The 16,544-nt window shown below is 52.7% G+C and carries 14 protein-coding genes; 6 read left to right on the top strand and 8 right to left on the bottom strand.

Annotated features, from left to right (window positions below; translation table 11 throughout):
* Nucleotides 1–63: 63 nt before the first annotated feature.
* From AC27N8_RS05590 to AC27N8_RS05575, 4 genes are all read left to right on the top strand, one after another.
* Entirely contained in the window at nt 64–396 is a 333-nt protein-coding gene (locus AC27N8_RS05590) for a hypothetical protein (protein WP_487064799.1), read from the top strand.
* Nucleotides 397–424: 28 nt separating this feature from the next.
* On the top strand, nt 425–1,900 hold the full coding sequence (locus tag AC27N8_RS05585; RefSeq protein ID WP_487064797.1) for a cyclic nucleotide-binding domain-containing protein: 1,476 nt from the start codon (nt 425–427) through the stop codon (nt 1,898–1,900).
* 29 nt (nt 1,901–1,929) lie between these two features.
* Nucleotides 1,930–2,634: a hypothetical protein gene (locus AC27N8_RS05580; protein ID WP_487064795.1), complete on the top strand. Its 705-nt coding sequence runs from the start codon at nt 1,930–1,932 to the stop codon at nt 2,632–2,634.
* 147 nt (nt 2,635–2,781) lie between these two features.
* Nucleotides 2,782–3,357: a GNAT family N-acetyltransferase gene (locus AC27N8_RS05575; RefSeq protein ID WP_487064793.1), complete on the top strand. Its 576-nt coding sequence runs from the start codon at nt 2,782–2,784 to the stop codon at nt 3,355–3,357.
* 37 nt (nt 3,358–3,394) lie between these two features.
* On the opposite strand, the gene AC27N8_RS05570 is transcribed toward AC27N8_RS05575, so the two are convergent.
* On the bottom strand, nt 3,395–3,730 hold the full coding sequence (locus AC27N8_RS05570) for a hypothetical protein (protein ID WP_487064791.1): 336 nt from the start codon (nt 3,728–3,730) through the stop codon (nt 3,395–3,397).
* A gap of 111 nt (nt 3,731–3,841) precedes the next feature.
* A complete protein-coding gene (locus AC27N8_RS05565; protein WP_487064789.1) occupies nt 3,842–4,885 on the bottom strand; it encodes a LacI family DNA-binding transcriptional regulator in 1,044 nt (347 codons plus the stop codon).
* A 225-nt stretch (nt 4,886–5,110) separates the two neighbouring features.
* Here AC27N8_RS05565 and yicI point away from each other — a divergent pair, with 225 nt between their 5' ends.
* Entirely contained in the window at nt 5,111–7,477 is a 2,367-nt protein-coding gene (gene yicI / locus AC27N8_RS05560) for an alpha-xylosidase (RefSeq protein ID WP_487064787.1), read from the top strand.
* A 219-nt stretch (nt 7,478–7,696) separates the two neighbouring features.
* Here the strand turns inward: yicI and mgtA are convergent, their stop codons facing one another.
* From mgtA to AC27N8_RS05530, 6 genes are all read right to left on the bottom strand, one after another.
* Nucleotides 7,697–10,270 carry a magnesium-translocating P-type ATPase gene (gene mgtA, locus AC27N8_RS05555; protein ID WP_487064785.1) on the bottom strand — a complete coding sequence of 858 codons (2,574 nt, stop codon included), beginning with the start codon at nt 10,268–10,270 and terminating at the stop codon, nt 7,697–7,699.
* A gap of 52 nt (nt 10,271–10,322) precedes the next feature.
* On the bottom strand, nt 10,323–11,357 hold the full coding sequence (locus AC27N8_RS05550; RefSeq protein WP_487064783.1) for an NAD(P)-dependent oxidoreductase: 1,035 nt from the start codon (nt 11,355–11,357) through the stop codon (nt 10,323–10,325).
* Between the two features lie 63 nt (nt 11,358–11,420).
* Nucleotides 11,421–11,663, bottom strand: coding sequence for a hypothetical protein (locus AC27N8_RS05545; protein WP_487064781.1), 243 nt, complete (start codon nt 11,661–11,663; stop codon nt 11,421–11,423).
* A complete protein-coding gene (locus tag AC27N8_RS05540) occupies nt 11,660–11,983 on the bottom strand; it encodes a hypothetical protein (protein WP_487064779.1) in 324 nt (107 codons plus the stop codon). Before AC27N8_RS05540 ends, AC27N8_RS05545 begins: the two co-directional genes overlap by 4 nt.
* Complete coding sequence (locus tag AC27N8_RS05535) at nt 11,965–14,346, bottom strand: phosphoketolase family protein (protein WP_487064777.1); 2,382 nt, start codon at nt 14,344–14,346, stop codon at nt 11,965–11,967. The genes AC27N8_RS05540 and AC27N8_RS05535 overlap by 19 nt, the downstream gene beginning before the upstream one ends.
* A 230-nt stretch (nt 14,347–14,576) precedes the next feature.
* Nucleotides 14,577–15,560 (bottom strand): universal stress protein, encoded by a 984-nt coding sequence (locus AC27N8_RS05530; protein ID WP_487064775.1) that lies wholly within the window; start codon nt 15,558–15,560, stop codon nt 14,577–14,579.
* 298 nt (nt 15,561–15,858) lie between these two features.
* On the opposite strand from AC27N8_RS05530, the gene AC27N8_RS05525 reads away from it, so the two are divergent.
* Entirely contained in the window at nt 15,859–16,515 is a 657-nt protein-coding gene (locus AC27N8_RS05525) for a TetR/AcrR family transcriptional regulator (protein ID WP_487064773.1), read from the top strand.
* Nucleotides 16,516–16,544 lie beyond the last annotated feature (29 nt).

Genomic DNA, 16,544 nt, shown 5'->3' with positions numbered 1-16,544 from the left:
ATGCATATTTGGATACGTCTATATTGTGGAAGCATGAATGGCTGATGTTAAGGAGGAATGTCTATGCGACCTGACGATCCGGGTGGAACATCGAATAGTGGTAAGATAAATTATCCTACAGAGCGTATGCGGACCACAGCGGGGAAGATGATAGCCAATGCCAATACTGCCCTGACTCAACATGAGGCCCATTGGTCAAGGATCAGTGGTTTTGTCGAAAGTTTTCCAGGCTTTATGCAAGAGCCAGTCTGGGCGGTTCTGCGTCCCTATGAGAGTCGCCTGCGGGCTTCTTTCCAGTGGCAGATGGATTTTGCGAAGACGTTGGCTCAGTCGGCCAGTGAGATGGAGAATACTGATAAAGATATCGCTCAGTACTTCGATGGATATGATAAGTGAGTACGCTAGTTGAGAAGGTGAATGTTGGATGGATCCTGTTTCTGTCTTAAAAGAATGGGTCGCCCCGATTACAGAACCCTTAAGTGGTTTTCGCTCAACGACGCAGTTACTGGCGACCAATCATCAATCATCGGTGAGCACCTTTGATGATCTACTGCGTGAGCTAACTGAAGGAGACGATGCTTTTAGCGGACCAGGGGCGGATACCGTGACGACTCTGGGCGAAGACTATACCCTTTCCGAGTTTTCTCTCTCGGGGAGTGTTGGAGAACTGGCTGGCCCCCTGCTTGAATCCTCTGAAGCGTGTGAAGCGGCCTTCAACAGTATCATAGAAGCCTCCTATGCGGCGGCTTCTGAAGTATCCGACGCGGGACCCCTCATGGACGCCACAGAAGTCCTGGTTGTGACGGATATTGCTCAGGGCGGCGTCGATATCCCTGAGGACCTGCTGACCGCAGGCGTTGCGCTGATAGATCTTGGAACGCTGCTGGTGATTCTGATCCAGTTGGCGGCCGCAATCTTCTTCGCCTGGCTGACCTGGAAAGAGGTGATGAATTCGATCGCAGGTACCGCTCAGCCCAGCCTGCCAAAAGATCCTCAGCCAGTCCCGCCGATGGCCAACAATCTCAGTCCCGAGGTGCAGAAGTGGGCCAACGAGTATCCAGATGTCCCCATCGAATATATCGAATGGGTTCTGCGTAAGAAGGGCCTGACCGAGGCGCAGATACGTGCCTGGCTCGATAGCTTCCGTCAGTTGCGTAAACAGTATCCCAATGTGCCGCCAGAATTTATCGTGGCCTTGATGATCAAGGGCCATTTCCCGGCTGAGGTGCTCAAAGACATCTTAGCACACTATACGGCGAAGCCAATCACACCCGCTCAGATGACTGCGGCTGAGCAGGCGTTATATAATAAGCTCCTTCAGGAGTTCCCGGACGTCGATCCGAACTTCTTGAGTCGCTTGATTGCGGCTCGCTGGGTGAACTCGTTGAGCGAGAGTCAGATACGCACTTTTTTAAAAGAGCATTCAAATGATATTGGTTATATCACGATGCTGTATGCTCAATTGCAGGATATTCCTGGTGTAGATCGTGTTCTAAGAGATATGGCTAATGGGGTGCTGGAAGTTTATAAGGGATCGTTATACCAACTTAAGTGGGGCTTTTCTGTCAAACCAGATCTGGATGAGTTAGAGGTAATGATATTAGATCCGGCTGATGGCAGATTTAAAAAGGCGGCCGATGCTAGATTAAAAAATGGCACGATTGTGGTAGATGTGAAGTCGTATAATTGGTGGGGGAAAAGTTCTTCGTACGCTAGTAAAAAAGGCAAAGAGTTTGCTCAGCAAATAAAAGAGACATATCTGAAGAAATTTCCGGGCGCTCAGATTGAGTATATCTTTGACTCAGATGGTGGTCCGGTACCTGAAGAAGTTGTTAAGGCATTAAGAGAGGCTGATCCTGATATTATCATTAAAGGCTTCCCTGATGGGACTACGTATTAATAGAAGAAGTGAGACAAAAGGAGAAAATAATGCCTGATTTGATCACAGTTAGTTTCTATATGCGTACTGGCGATGATATCTATAATGTTGAGCTGTTGCATGCTTTTTTGACGCGTCTTTCTGAACAAGGGCATTATCTTGCTGGATCTGATCGTGAGGCCGTTATTGATTCTCAGAGTCTCTTTGTACCTACTGTTATGCCAGCGTTGTGGCAAGATGTGGAAAAGTTTACCAAGCAGCGAAGTATTGATGAACTGTCTGTGTTGGTTCGCTCCGTTCCAAAGGATGATTCGTTTTACCTGTTTAAATGTTCACTTACTTTCTATGCCCGGGATAGCCAAATAGATGTGACTATGGTTGATGATACAGATGGTGTTGAGGATCTTCTGCATTATCTGGATATACTACAACTCGTTTATACAATTTGGCATCCTCTCTATGGTTATCAAGATGATCCTACGGGCGATGTAACCTCGCTAGAGGAGGTACGTCAGCTTGATATTACCTGGCTATATAGTATTAATCTGTTTGGGCCAGAAATAGTTGATCATCTGGGGCGTGAGCGTGTCCTATCAACGCCTGCATGGCTAATGAAGTCACTTGACGATGCGGGCATACTGCTTATCCCCATGCTTTATCGCAGCGGTGGGCGCGATGAGGAGTATGGGTTTAGTCGGCGTGAAGCGGCACAGCATCTGGGCCTGACCTACGAATTGCCCGATGAAGAAGACTAGTGCCATTAACGGCTTCTTTTGTTTTCTCTAAAGGGTGTAGACCCTTCGCTGCTGTTTAAGCGACGCGCTGGAGAAAGAGAAAGATGAAAAAAGAACGTCAGGGCTACAAGATCTGATTGAAGTAGAAGAATGGAGTCACGCGTGAGCATGGTAGAAAACGATACAACTCAGGATTTTTTACAACAGGATATTATACTGCGAAATGCCTCCTCCAATGATATTGAGGCTATTGCCTCCCTCCATGCTGATAGCTGGCGCCGGCACTATCGGGGCGCATTCAGTGATGCATTTCTTGATGGTGAAGTGGTTGTTGAGCGCAGAATGATCTGGAGCGAACGGCTAACTGCCACCAACGCGAATTCCTTTACTCTTGTCGCTGACAACAATGGTGAGGTGGTTGGTTTCGTACACATGATTCTGGATGAGGATCCAGAGTGGGGGGCATTCTTGGACAACTTACACGTGACCTACCGGCTCAAGCGATGTGGGATTGGTCGCCGTTTGCTGACGGCAGCAGCATGTGAGTTGACACGACGCCGACCGACCGATACACGGTTCTGTCTTTGGGTAATTGATCAGAATGCAGCATCAGTGGCGTTCTATAAAGCATGCGGAGGTAAAGATGCTGAAATCTCTCTCCATGAGCATGGGCCGTTCCCTGGCGGGAGCTGTGTACTCAGCCACCGCATGGCTTGGTCTGATGCTGCTGTATTGTGGAGATAGCTGCTACTCTCCTTTTGGTAACAGCGCTTAGATAGCGTTACCGCTGCTTGCTTAAGGAAGGGGGCAGAATTTGCCAGTCGTCGCTATTAGGGGTGAGCAGATGCTGATACATTGCAGGAAAGCAGTCCACCACATTACTCAATAGTGTAACGTCAGAACCATCGATGATCCAGGACCCATCAGTGTCTCGCCGCACGCCATTCAGATAGCGAACGCCACCGCTTGCAGCGGTCAGCATCCAGCGATGCCGATGTTGATATTGCACCAGTACACGCATACTCTGCTGCCTGGATTCGATCAGGATGCGCAACGCACCAACCACGCGATAGGCACCTTGCTCCTGACTCGCTTCGACCGCTTGTGCCAACTTCAAAAGATATTCCTCATTCGAGCCAGATCGATTACTCAATGATTGTATATTCAATGATTAAGTATAAAAGAGAATGTATGAAAAATCAACCTGCTGAAAACCTCGAGTGTGGTATTACGCGTCTCCAGCTTGCAGGGTGCGCTGGCTGAAGCCGCAGGATTCTCGAATGATGAGCTCGGTTGGCAGAATAATATGTTCCACTGCGTCGTTACCGTTCTCTAGCTGGTCGATGAGCATCTCGGTGGCTCGGATGCCCATTTCGATGCAAGGTTGGCGGATCGTTGTCAGTTCGGGAAAGATCATGGTGGTTTGAGGCAGGTCGTCGAAGCCGACGATAGCGAGGTCGTTGGGGACGGCCAGACCACGCTCCTGCGCTGCTCGTATGACTCCGGCGACCATCATGTCATTGGAGGAGAAGAGGGCGGTGGGAGGATTGGCTAGCTGCAAAAATTGTTGTGCGGCATGATATCCGCAGGCGGTCGACCAATCTCCGTCGGCGATCAGTGCGGGATCGATCGGTAGTCCGGCCCGGCTGAGGGCGTTCTTGTAGCCTTGCAGGCGTGCTCCTGTGCAGATGTCTTTTTCTAATCCCTTGATCATGGCGATGCGTTGATGTCCCAGTTTGATCAGGTGGCTGACAGCGCTATCGGCGGCTTCGACGTTGTCAACGTCAACGTACCTGGTGTCTTCGTGCTCTGGATCATGTCCGATGCGGACGTAGGGAATGTTGATCTCTCTGAGCATGGCTGGACACGTCTGATCTCCTTCGTCGCTGATAAAGACGATGCCGTCGAAATGACGTCCGCGCAGAAGCGTGAATAATTTTTCGTCGCCCAGATCCTGGCGGCCCATAAAGAGCATCGAGTTGTAGCCCTGCTGTGAGCAGACCTGACTGACTCCCTGCCCCATCAGTGCGAAGATGGGATTGCCAAACAGGTTGTAAACGTTGTCGGGGAGAATTAGCCCGATGGTGCGTGTGCGCTGTGTGACCAGGTGACGCGCCGCCGCTTGTGGGGCATATCCATGACTACTGATTACTTCCTGAACGTGATCCCTGACCGATGGGCGGACACTCGGCTGTCCATTGAGAACCCGTGAGACCGTTGAACGAGAAACTCCAGATAATCTGGCGATATCTTCTATCGTTAAGTGCGACATCGAGACCCCTTTGCATGTAGAGAGTGACCAGACGTTTACTTTTGAGGTATGGTTAGGTACAATAATAGTCTGTGGGATCGCTCTCATTGTGTTGTTATCAACGAGATTACTTGATTGTAACCTCTACTGTCAAGAGGATTTTCTTACCTGCCCAGAGGTAGAGAGATGAGCTAACTATCCTACGGCTACAAATTTCATTTTCAACGTTGAAGAAGGGATGGCTTCATGGCTGATCAGGTTCCATTGCTCCCATATAATGTTTACATGTCGGAGGCTGCGCCTCTGCCGGTACGTCAGGCTGGGGATGAGGGTGGTCCGGATTTCATTGTCGAGGCGCAGGTGACGGATCTGCATGCGCAAGGAGTGGTTTTGCAGGGGAGAACGGTTTCTGGGGCGCTGATGTCGATCGCCGTGACGCTGGTTGCCGAGGGGATTGCTCGTGTCTGTCTGGAGGATGAGGTGCGCAACCCGGCCCGTATCCGTCTGGCCCATGACTTCCTCCCGCTGGCACATCCCATCAGTATCGAGCGCACCGGGCAGAGAGTCTGCCTGTGCAGCGCAGCGCTCACGATCGTGATCGATTTGCAACCTTTGCATATCAGCTACTATGGAGCCGATCAGAAGCTGTTACTTTCTCAAAACTATACGGAAGTGACCAATATTCGCATGAAGCTGACCGTATTGCCCTATGGAGTCAGCCGGGTTGATGGGAAGCGCGTCGCCTTCCATGATACCTTTACGGCTGAGCCCGATGAGCATTTCTTTGGTCTGGGCGAGAAGTTTACCGATTTCGATAAACGTGGGCAGCGTATCACGACCTGGAATCTGGATTGTGGTGGGGCTTTTAGTGAGCGTTCCTATAAGAATGTGCCCTTTGTGATGAGCACGCGCAAGTATGGCATCTTCGTCGATAGCCTGTCGGCTGTGGACTTTGACATGGTGGCGAGCAATACGGGAACATTCAGCCTGATCACTCCCGACAGCGCCCTCGATTACTATGTGCTGGCAGGTCCAGACCTCAAAACGATTATCACCAGATACGCATCGCTGGTCAGCTTTCCCATCCTGCCGCCGAAGTGGTCGCTGGGCACGTGGATCTCGTCCGGCTTCCAGCGCGATAGCGCCGCCGAAGTGCTCAAGCGCGCTCGCCTGATCCGCGAACACGAGATCCCTTGCAACGTCCTGCATCTCGACTGCTACTGGCAGCGCTTTGGACGCTGGTCGGAACTGTTGTGGGATGAGGAGCTGTTTCCTGATCCAGCCGGACTCCTGGCCGAGTTAAAATCTCTGGGCTTCAAAGTTTGTCTGTGGAGCAATCCCTACATCGGCATCGAGAGCGAGCGCTTCACCGAGGGCAGCGCAAAAGGATACTTTCTCAAGAATGAGCAGGGCGAGACGTATGTTGTTGACATGTGGGGCGGCTTCCATCCGCCGGTTGGAGTCATCGACGTCACGCATCCGGAGGCTATCGAGTGGTTTAAAGAGATGCTGCGCGAGCCTCTGCGCAACGGAGTCGATGTCTATAAGACCGACTTCGGTGAAGGTATCCCGCACGATGCTGTTTGTTATAGCGGCATTCCGGGAGATCATCTGCACAACCTCTACGCCTTGCTCTATAACGATCTCGTCGCGGAGGTGACGACCGAGGTCACCGGACACGCGGGCATTGTCTGGGCTCGCTCGACCTACGCTGGCGGACAGCGTCATGCGGCCCAATGGGGTGGTGATGCCAATTGTACCTTTGTGGCGCTGGCGGCTACGCTGCGCGGCGGCCTGAGTATGGCGATGTGCGGACATGCTTTCTGGAGTCATGATATTGGAGGCTTTACCGGACATCCAACTCACGAGCTGTTCATGCGCTGGACCCAATTCGGCCTGCTCTCGCCGCTCACCCGAGCGCATGGCAATACCACCCGCCTCCCCTGGGAATTTGGTGCGGATGCGCTCGACAATTTTCGTCAGTACGCTCGCCTGCGTTATCGCCTGCTCCCTTATATTTATACCTACGCCTCAATTGCTTCGCAGACCAGCCTGCCGCTTCTGCGACCGATGGTTCTCGAGTATCCCGACGATCCCGCGACCTTCACCATGGATTTGCAATATATGTTTGGATCTGAATTGCTGATCGCTCCCATCTACAACGTCAGCGCTGAGCGAACGATCTACCTGCCTGAGGGACGCTGGATCGATTTCTGGACGCACGAAGTCCTGATAGGTTCGCGCTCGATCCACGTCCAGCCGGAACTGACAACCTTGCCCATCTATGTGAAAGCCGATGCACTCATTCCGACCAGCGAGCCGATGCAGGTTATCAGCGAAGAACCCTTTGAGCATATCACCGTCGACGCCTATCTGCTCGACAAAGGCAGCTTTGAGCTGCACGATACCGATGGCCGGACGCGTATCTTCGCCGAACTCGTCAACGATCAGCTACGACTGCTCATCGACGGTGCCAGGAGCGACCTGTCTGTACGCTTGATTGTTCTTCAGGGACAGACAGCGGTGTCAAAAATTATCATCAATGAAAACGTACACCATGCCTGGCATCACGAACAGGACGGGTCTATTTTGATACCATCGATACACGCTTGAGTGGTATATTTGTGAACATCAATCATTCACACTCGCCGGCTATAGCGTAGCAATCCTCGCCGAATCGTAGCGTCCAATACTGTTACGTTAAGGAGCGAGGGAGCGGCCACCGTTTACAGCGCCTGTAAAGCTCGCATTATGCTAAGAGAATATTTTTGTCGAAACATCCAATTTTGCGTGTGTATCTAACGTATACCTTTTTATTCCCTTGTTACTTTATCACGTATAGCGGCGCATCAGGCGGCGCTTGACCACCTCGACGAGCAGCAGATAAAGCGCCGTCATAGCGATCAAGAAGATGAAGTAGAGCGGCGGCAAGGGCACGAAGCCGAGTGGACCCGCGAGCGGCGTGTACGGGAGTACGAGGCCGATGACTACGATCAGGCATGTTGTGATCATCAGCGGGCGGCTGGGACGGCTGCGCAGCGGATTCCCGGCGGTGCGAATAATAAACAGGACAAGTGTCTGTGTGGCGAGCGACTCCACGAACCAGCCGGTATGGAAAAGCACATCGCCGGCATTGAAGACGCGGAGCAGAATAAAGAAGGTTAAGAAGTCAAACAGCGAGCTGATCGGCCCAATGATGAGCATGAAGTTGCGGAACAGGCTGATATCCCAATGCTGCGGCCTTTTGACGTAGCTGGCATCCACATTATCGGTGGGGATAGTGATCTGGGACAGATCGTAGAGAAAGTTGTTAAGTAAGATCTGTGTTGGCAGCATAGGGAGGAATGGTAGGAAGACATAGGCTCCAGCCATGCTGAACATGTTGCCGAAGTTTGAGCTGGTGCCCATCAGCAGATATTTGATCACGTTGCCGAAGGCTTTGCGCCCTTCGAGGATACCATTGTGCAGGACATGCAGATCCTGTTCGAGCAGGATAATGCTGGCGGCATCCTTGGCGACGTCGACGCCGGTGGAGACCGAGATGCCGACGTCTGCGGCGTGCAGTGAGGGGGCGTCGTTGATGCCATCGCCGATATAGCCGACGACGTGCTTGCGACTCTTGAGCGCGAGGATGATGCGGTTCTTTTGTGCCGGGGAGACGCGAGCAAAGATATTGACCTCCTCGACGACCTGGGCCAGCGCGGTATCGGTCATATGCTCCATCTCGCTGCCCAGCACGATCCGGCTGCTCATCAACCCCACCTGCTGGCAGACATGGCGCGTGACCAATTCGTTGTCACCGGTGACGATCTTGACCTGCACGCCATCGTCTTTGAGCGCCTGGAGCACCTGAGCCACATCGGCTTTGGGAGCATCGGCGAAGGTCAGGAAGCCACAGAGGACCAGATCGTGCTCATCGTTTTTGTGATAGCTATCTTGTTGGGGCAGTGTGCGATAGGCGACCGCAAGGACACGGTATCCCTGTGTGCTTAAATCGCGATACATCTGCGCATATTTTTCGCGCATCTCGTCACTCACGCCCGCCATTGGTCGGCGTTCGCCGTCGATCTCGTAGGAGGCGCAATTTTTCAGGATGCTTTCAGGTGCTCCTTTGGTGATCAACTGGATTTCGTTCTCATGTTTTACGACGACGGAGAGGCAACGCCGCTCAAAATCGAATGGGACCTCGCCGACTTTGCTGTAGGCACTCACATCGACCGCGCCGTGCTGTAAAAGAGCCGCGTCGAGCGGACTCTTGATGCCGGTCTCATAGGTACTATTCAGATAGCCAAGGAGCAGAATGCGCTCAGAGGTTTGTCCTTTGAGATCGAGATATCCTTCGAGCTTTGTCTCGCCGCTGGTGAGTGTGCCCGTTTTGTCGCTGCAGAGCGTATCGATGCTGCCGAAGTTCTGGATCGATTCCAGGTGCTTGACGATCACTTTCTGCTTCGCCATGCGCAGAGCGCCGCGTCCCAGAGTAACGGTCGTGATCATCGGTAAGAACTCGGGAGTGAGTCCCACGGCGAGCGAGATGGCGAAGAGCATGGTTTCGAAGGGGGGATGATGTCCAAGGACGCCGATCAGGAGAATAAACAGTATCAGGAAGAACACGGTCTGCATGATGAGATGACCGAAGCCTTTGATGCCGCGCTGGAACTCGGTCTCGGGCGCTCGACCAGCCAGGCGTACGGCGATATCGCCAAAGGCTGTCGAGCGTCCGGTGGCGACCGTCAGTGCAGTGCCGCTGCCGCTCACGACCGAGGTGCCGAGAAAGACGCAGTTATGGACTTCAGCTGAAGTTTCGCCTGGCACATCGATATCATCGGCGTGCTTGTCGACGGGCAGGGATTCGCCGGTCAGCGCGGCCTGCTGGATATGCAGGTCGGTTGATTGGATCAGGCGGGCATCGGCTGGCACCAGATCTCCAGCGGCGAGCCGGATAATATCTCCTGGTACGAGATCGCGGCGTGCGAGCTCGATCCAGGAGCCATCACGTAGCACCTCCGCCGTCGGAGAGACGTTTGCTCGCAGTTGCTCGACCGCGTTTTGTGATTGATAGGTCTGGACAAAGTTCAAAATATTGCTGAGTACCACAATCGCAATGATGATGCTGGCATTGATCCTGTCTCCCAGGATCGCTGAGACGATGGCCGCAAAGAGCAGAATGGCGACCAGCGGATTCAAGAACAGGCGCAAAAACTGCACAACTGTTGAGCTGCGCTTCACTCCAGTGGTATCGTTTGGACCGTACGTAACCTGTCGCCGGTGTGCCTCCGCGCTTGTAAGTCCCTGCTCGCTACACGCGAGCTGCTCGAACAACTGTTTTAATGGGAGGGTGTGAGCGACCACTTTCCCTTCATCCCCATCTGCGATGGTTGTCTGTGAGACGGTTGAGCCTTCTTGCATAAAAGCACTCCCAATATTTTACTTAGAACCTTTTTGCCAACCGCTGCAACCTCTATGATGATTTGCTGCCGACGAGGTTCTGTGGATGACCCTGAGAAAAAGTCTGAACGTTCTCAATGGTTGTATCCAGTATACGCTGTAATGCCTCCTCAGTGTTGAACGCGATGTGTGGTGTGATTATGACGTTGCTGCGTTTCTGAAGTGCCTGATGCTGTATGAGGAGTTTGAGCTTTTCTTCGGCCCCAGACTCATGCAACAGCTCTTCTTCATGCTGTAAGAACTCTTCACCTTCCAGTGTATCCAGTCCCACGCCGGCCAGAATTCCCGTATCTAACGCCCATGCCATCGCTCGAGCATCTACCAGCGAGCCGCGAGCCGTATTGATCAGGAATGATCCATGTTTCATCAGAGACAACGTTTCTCGATTGAGCATGTGGAACGTCGCTGGCGTTGCGGGCGCGTGTAGCGTGACAATGTCGGATTGCGCAAGGAGCTCCTCCAGGCCAACATAGTTAAAGTCCAGGACTTCCGAGTAGTGGCGCTGTGGAAAGACGTCATAGGCCAGCACATTCATCCCGAAGCCCTTCGCGATGTGGATCACATGGATACCAATGGCTCCTGTCCCGACCACCCCAAGCGTCTTGCCAAAGAGATCGATGCCTCTAAGGCCCTCCAGTGTATAATCGCCATGCTGTGTCCTTATCGATCCAGTGTTAACCTTACGCGTAAGTGAGAGCATCAGGGCAAAAGTGAATTCAGCCACCGCGTTTTCGCCATAGCCGGGCACATTTGCCACCGCGATCTCGCGCTCTCTTGCTCGCGCCAGATCGATGTGATCATAGCCAGTTGAGCGCGTCGCAATCAGCCGCAGTCGGGGCATATTATCCATCTCGACGCGTCCTACCATCGAGTGAATAAAGGGGATAAGTATTTCGACATTCGCTATCTCTTCGGGTGTTGCATCGGAGAGCGGACCAGGAATGGTCCGCACGGCAAACGCATCGCCAAATGCCTGTATGATGAATTGCTGCTCTTCTGGCGTGACCTCGGTCGCCAAAATGTGGGGCTTTTTCGTTAATGATTCCATGCTATCCTCACTTTCTTTCTGGCACCAACAGTGCCTGTCTGCCTATGATTCACGCCCTCTGAGCTATGGGAAGAGTGTTAATTGGGGCAGTCTTGTATTCACTTCGAGTCGCTTTAACGCTTGCCAGACATCATTAACTAATTCGGTCGTCAATGCGTTCTGGGTAAGAGCGAGAGCTGCGCTATTCCACGCCTTATTCCACTCGCACGTGGAGAGAGCATCCCTTCTGAGATTATTTTCTGTATATTCTCTGAGATAGATATCTAAGCGTCTGGATAATTGTGCTTGCGTTATGTCATCGCTCATATTATACCTCTTATCTCTTCGGAACGATGGTTGATCCCTTGCACGAGGCGTCCAGGCCAGCAGACGTAGCGGCGCGGCTCCGCCGTGCTGTCACTTGACGCACGAACACGTCCCACCGTGGGGAGATCGCTCAATAGCACCTCATGAGGAGCGTGGTCGTACGAGTCACAGACAGCACGGCGGAGCCGCGCCGCTACGTGGGTGAGCGTCTCACCCCATTGTGAATGTGCATCTCCAATGCAACATCGGCGTGATGACCGTTGACAGAGCAGTAGCGGCGTGACTCTGGTGTACGTGCAGGCTAATCGGACCAGACCCAATCACGCACCTCGGGCAGATCTTCAAAGTTCTCCCTGACGTAATTGTGGTGCTTGCTCAGGATGTCGTTGCATTCGGCGATGAGCGGTGGCGTCAGGGCTTGCAAGCGTGTGGCGCGGCGCATGGCTTCAATACAGAGCTGATAGCGACTCATGCCGTTGAGGACAACCATATCAAACGGAGTCGTGGTTGTGCCTTCGGCGTTGAAGCCACGGACGTGGATGCGTTCGGCGTTCGGACGTCCATGGATCAGCTCATGGACCGCTCGTGGATAGCCATGGAAGGCAAACACGACGGGTTTATCTGCGGTAAAGTGTTCGATGAAGGTGGCGTTGTCCATGCCATGCGGGTGCAGGTAGGATGGATAGAGCGTCATCAGGTCGACGACGTTGACGACACGTACCTTTAACTCAGGGATATGCTGGCGTAGCCACCAGGCGGCCGCCACTGTCTCCAGTGTAGGAACATCCCCGGCGCAAGCCAACACGACATCTGGCTCGACCAGATTATCATTGCTGGCCCATTTCCAGGTGGAGAAGCCACGTGCGCAGTGAGCGATTGCGTCCTCCATGTTGAGCCATTGGAGCTGAGGCTGCTTATCGATCACGATCAGGTTGACATAGTTGCGACTGCGTAAGCAGTGGTCGGCGACGGATAGCAAGCAGTTGGCATCGGGCGGTAAGTAGATACGTGCGACAGTTCCCTTACTCGACAGGACGACGTCGATCAAGCCAGGGCCTTGATGGCTAAAGCCGTTGTGGTCGTTGCGCCAGCAGGTCGATGTCAGCAGGAAGTTGAGCGATGCAATGGGCTTACGCCAGGCTCGCTTTGCGCCCTCCTGTAGCCACTTGGAGTGCTGGATGGTCATAGAATCGGAGACCATCGCAAAGGCTTCATAGGTTGGGAAGATACCATGGCGTCCGGTGAGCAGATAGCCTTCAAGCCATCCCTGACAGAGATGTTCGCTGAGCACCTCCATGACGCGTCCGTCGGGCGAGAGATGATCGTCGCCGGGGATGATGGTCCCGGTCGAGCAACGGTTCTCGACTTCAAACACATTGCCGAGGCGGTTCGAGTTGGTCTCGTCAGGACAAAAAAGCCGGAAGTTCTGCTGCTGAGCATTGCGTGTAAAGATGTCGCGTAACATCATGCCAAACTGGCGTGTTGACTCGTACCGCTCTGTGCCTGGCTTTTGCACGTCGATGGCATAGTCGGTGAAGGCAGGCAGATCCAGATCTACCAGCAGCTTGCCTCCATTCGCATTCGGATTGGCTCCCATGCGGCGATCTCCGAGCGGGGCGAGTTCGGCCAGCTCGGGCAGGAGTTGTCCTTGCTCGTCGAAGAGCTCTTCTGGATGATAGCTACGCAACCAGCTCTCAAGAATGTTCAGATGCTCCACATTATTTTTGACATCTGCCACTGGCACCTGATGTGATCGGAACGTGCCTTCAACGACGAGCCCATCGACTTCTTTGGGTCCTGTCCAGCCTTTGGGCGTGCGCAGCACAATCACTGGCCAGTGTGGAGTCTCGCTGAATCCATTGCTCCGCGCATCTTCCTGCACCTCATGGATCTGTGTATAGCACGTCTCCAGCGTCTCGGCGAAGGCTTTATGCATCGTCATGGGATCATCGCCCTCGACAAAATGTACGTCGTAGCCATACCCTTCAAGATGCTTGCGAATATCCTCATCGTTCTCGCGTCCCAGCACCGTGGGTCCGGCTATCTTATAGCCATTCAGGTGCAGGATCGGCAGGACTGCCCCATCGCGTGCCGGATTCAAAAATTTGATACTCTTCCAGGCTCCTTCGAGTGGAGCTGTCTCAGCCTCGCCGTCTCCGACGACCGCGATGGCGATCAGGTCTGGATTATCAAAGACTGCTCCAAAGGCGTGCGAGAGGACATAGCCAAGTTCGCCACCTTCGTGGATAGATCCTGGTGTTGGAACGCTGACGTGGCTTGGGACGCCACCGGGGGTCGAGAATTGGCGGAAGAGGCGGCGCATGCCGGCGGTATCCTGTGTGATCTGTGGATAGATCTCCGTGTACGTTCCTTCCAGATAAACGTTGGCGAGCAATGCCGGGCCACCATGTCCAGGCCCAGCCAGATAGATGGCGTTGACATCATGATCCTTGATCAGTCGATTGACATGCACATAGATGAAGCTCAGCCCCGGGGAGGTGCCCCAGTGTCCGAGCAAACGCGGCTTGATATGTTTGGCTTGCAGAGGCTCTCTCAGCAAGGGATTTTCCTGCAAATAGATCTGTCCGATCGTTAAATAGTTGGCAGCATTCCAATAGCGATGCATAAGATCAAGACGGGCTTGATCGACAGTAGGTACTTTGGTCTGGTCGACAATTGACATCTTATCCTCCTCAGGAAGAACACGGTGAATGGCGAAGTGTCAGGTAGAATATCAGCAACACATTTGCATGGACCATGTTTGCTTCATGTCTATAGTATGATGGAGGTGCGTCATAATCTCGTCACAGTGGGTGGGAGGTGCATCACATTCATATCACAGACCGTGCCACACCGCACTGTAACTGCATCCATGCAGTATGCCATCTTCCAGGAGGAGATACCTTTCGCTCATTATGCATCTTTGGATGGCCGCACAATCAACATTGGCAGCTTTGTCGTACTGAGCAGTCGCTCGGTGACACTCCCCATCACCCAGCGCTCCAATCCTGCCCGTCCGTGGGTGGAGATAGCAATCAGATCGTAGGGCTTGCTCTCCTGCGTCTCATCCGCTCTGTTTGTGGCACTTCCATGTTCTGCAAGATCGAGCAAAGCGCTGGCAACATCGGGTGCTGACTCAACCGAGTGGTTGAGTGAAAGTCGCAGGTCTTTGCCTGTAGAGGACGAAAAATGCTCCTCCGTCTGGCTCAGATAGCTTATGGCACGTTGAGAAGCCTCTGTATTCAGTTCGTTGACAAATCCCTCATCCGCCCTGGTTGGCATCGTATACTGCTTGACAATCTGGCTCAGGTGGAGTGTTCCCTGTCCGGTCGCTGCCAGGGCGGAGGTTATCTGTGCTGCTGGTAAAAGTGCGGCCTCAGCCAATTGTGAGCCATCCAGGGGGATGAGGGTACGGAACGAGCCGCTTGCATCCATTGGCGTGAGAGAGACAGGCGTGTCGTGATGGCGGAGCACGAGGATTGGGCGTGTGCATTGATGCACGAGTGCACGTGCGACACTTCCCAGCACCCAGCGTGTCAGACCCGTTCTCCCATGGCTACAGAGCACGACAAGATCGACTCCAGGCGTTTCCGTAAATGTCAGCAGATGTTGAACTGGCTGACCAAACAATATTTCTGTGCGGATTGTGAGTCCCGCCAGTTCCGGGGATATGGCTAACGCTTGCAGATACATGGTCGCACTTTTTATCTCTTCATCGACCAGCTGCTGGCTCACGACAGGAGCCGTAGCCCATCCTCCATTATAGTCAAGAGGAGAACTGACTACCCGTATTAGGAGCAGGGAACCTCCTGTGGAACGTGCGATCCGCGCCGCTACAGGCAGCGCCTCCTCTGCACGACAAGATCCGTCTAAAGGAACGAGAATATGCTGAAACATATACAACCTCTTTACTCTTATAATGCTCCACGATTAGCCGCGTTGAGCCAATAATGTCCTGACTTTTATCAGTATAACAAGCAGATATCACGAGACATTCTTATGCCAGAGGAATGTCGTCACGAACTCATCACAATAGACCTTGACATCGCAAAGACCTTGTAGTAATATTATGACCAGACAGTCAATGAATTACTTGGATGTCAGCAATAGTACTTAGAAGTCAAGATATAGAGAGCTAGTCGAGACTCTTCAATGAACATTATCACTCAAAAGCTGTGAGCAAAGAGGCTTAACAATGCAAACAAAGCATATCTCAACGATATCATTAAAGGAGAAGCAACGCCAGGAGCGTGTAGAGCTTATTATTCAGGCCGCAGAAGATGTCCTGCTCGAAAAGGGATATTATGATGCATCGATGGATGAGATCGCCAATCGAGTAGGGATTGCTAAGGCTACGATCTACACACATTTTCCAGGGAAGGAAGAGCTGGTGCTGGCCATTTTCACACGCGATATGCAGAAAGATCTTCGTCAAATTGAAGCCTTCGACGGTCCGACAGCCCGAGCGGCGCTTGAATCTATTATGGAATATATCTACACAGGCATTTTTAGCAAGCGTGCGCACTTGATGACATCTATGTACAACGGCATTGATCTCAAGCGCCTCCTGATGAAGCAGGGGGGCTGTATTCATGAGATGTGGAGCCGCATGGTAGTCCGCGTCACAGAATTACTGGAGGCAGGAAAGCAAGCGGGGGAATTTAATCCGAACATCCCAACGAGCGCGATGGTCTATTCATTTCTTTGTAACATTTCGCCCCAGGCGTACGAGCACTACTTCTTGGATAGTGATCTCACGCACGCGGAACTGGTGACATATCTCCAGCAGATTTACTTTAACGGCATTATAAATGGAACTTCAATTGAAAACACACCAATCACAACTGGTTAAAGCCCACATTATGGACCAGGCAAACATAG

Source organism: Dictyobacter sp. Z7_2 (genome assembly GCF_057551105.1).
The sequence above is the reverse complement of the archived record's forward strand: the minus strand, read 5'-3'. Positions and strand labels throughout refer to the sequence as shown.

What these genes read in the sequence shown, in the direction of transcription:
- AC27N8_RS05525 (WP_487064773.1), top strand. Translation starts at nt 15,859, where the DNA reads ATGCAAACAAAGCATATCTCAACGATATCATTAAAGGAGAAGCAACGC.
- AC27N8_RS05565 (WP_487064789.1), bottom strand. Translation starts at nt 4,885, where the DNA reads ATGTCGCACTTAACGATAGAAGATATCGCCAGATTATCTGGAGTTTCT.
- AC27N8_RS05535 (WP_487064777.1), bottom strand. Translation starts at nt 14,346, where the DNA reads ATGTCAATTGTCGACCAGACCAAAGTACCTACTGTCGATCAAGCCCGT.
- yicI (WP_487064787.1), top strand. Translation starts at nt 5,111, where the DNA reads ATGGCTGATCAGGTTCCATTGCTCCCATATAATGTTTACATGTCGGAG.
- AC27N8_RS05545 (WP_487064781.1), bottom strand. Translation starts at nt 11,663, where the DNA reads ATGAGCGATGACATAACGCAAGCACAATTATCCAGACGCTTAGATATC.
- AC27N8_RS05590 (WP_487064799.1), top strand. Translation starts at nt 64, where the DNA reads ATGCGACCTGACGATCCGGGTGGAACATCGAATAGTGGTAAGATAAAT.
- AC27N8_RS05580 (WP_487064795.1), top strand. Translation starts at nt 1,930, where the DNA reads ATGCCTGATTTGATCACAGTTAGTTTCTATATGCGTACTGGCGATGAT.
- AC27N8_RS05585 (WP_487064797.1), top strand. Translation starts at nt 425, where the DNA reads ATGGATCCTGTTTCTGTCTTAAAAGAATGGGTCGCCCCGATTACAGAA.
- AC27N8_RS05575 (WP_487064793.1), top strand. Translation starts at nt 2,782, where the DNA reads ATGGTAGAAAACGATACAACTCAGGATTTTTTACAACAGGATATTATA.
- AC27N8_RS05530 (WP_487064775.1), bottom strand. Translation starts at nt 15,560, where the DNA reads ATGTTTCAGCATATTCTCGTTCCTTTAGACGGATCTTGTCGTGCAGAG.
- mgtA (WP_487064785.1), bottom strand. Translation starts at nt 10,270, where the DNA reads ATGCAAGAAGGCTCAACCGTCTCACAGACAACCATCGCAGATGGGGAT.
- AC27N8_RS05550 (WP_487064783.1), bottom strand. Translation starts at nt 11,357, where the DNA reads ATGGAATCATTAACGAAAAAGCCCCACATTTTGGCGACCGAGGTCACG.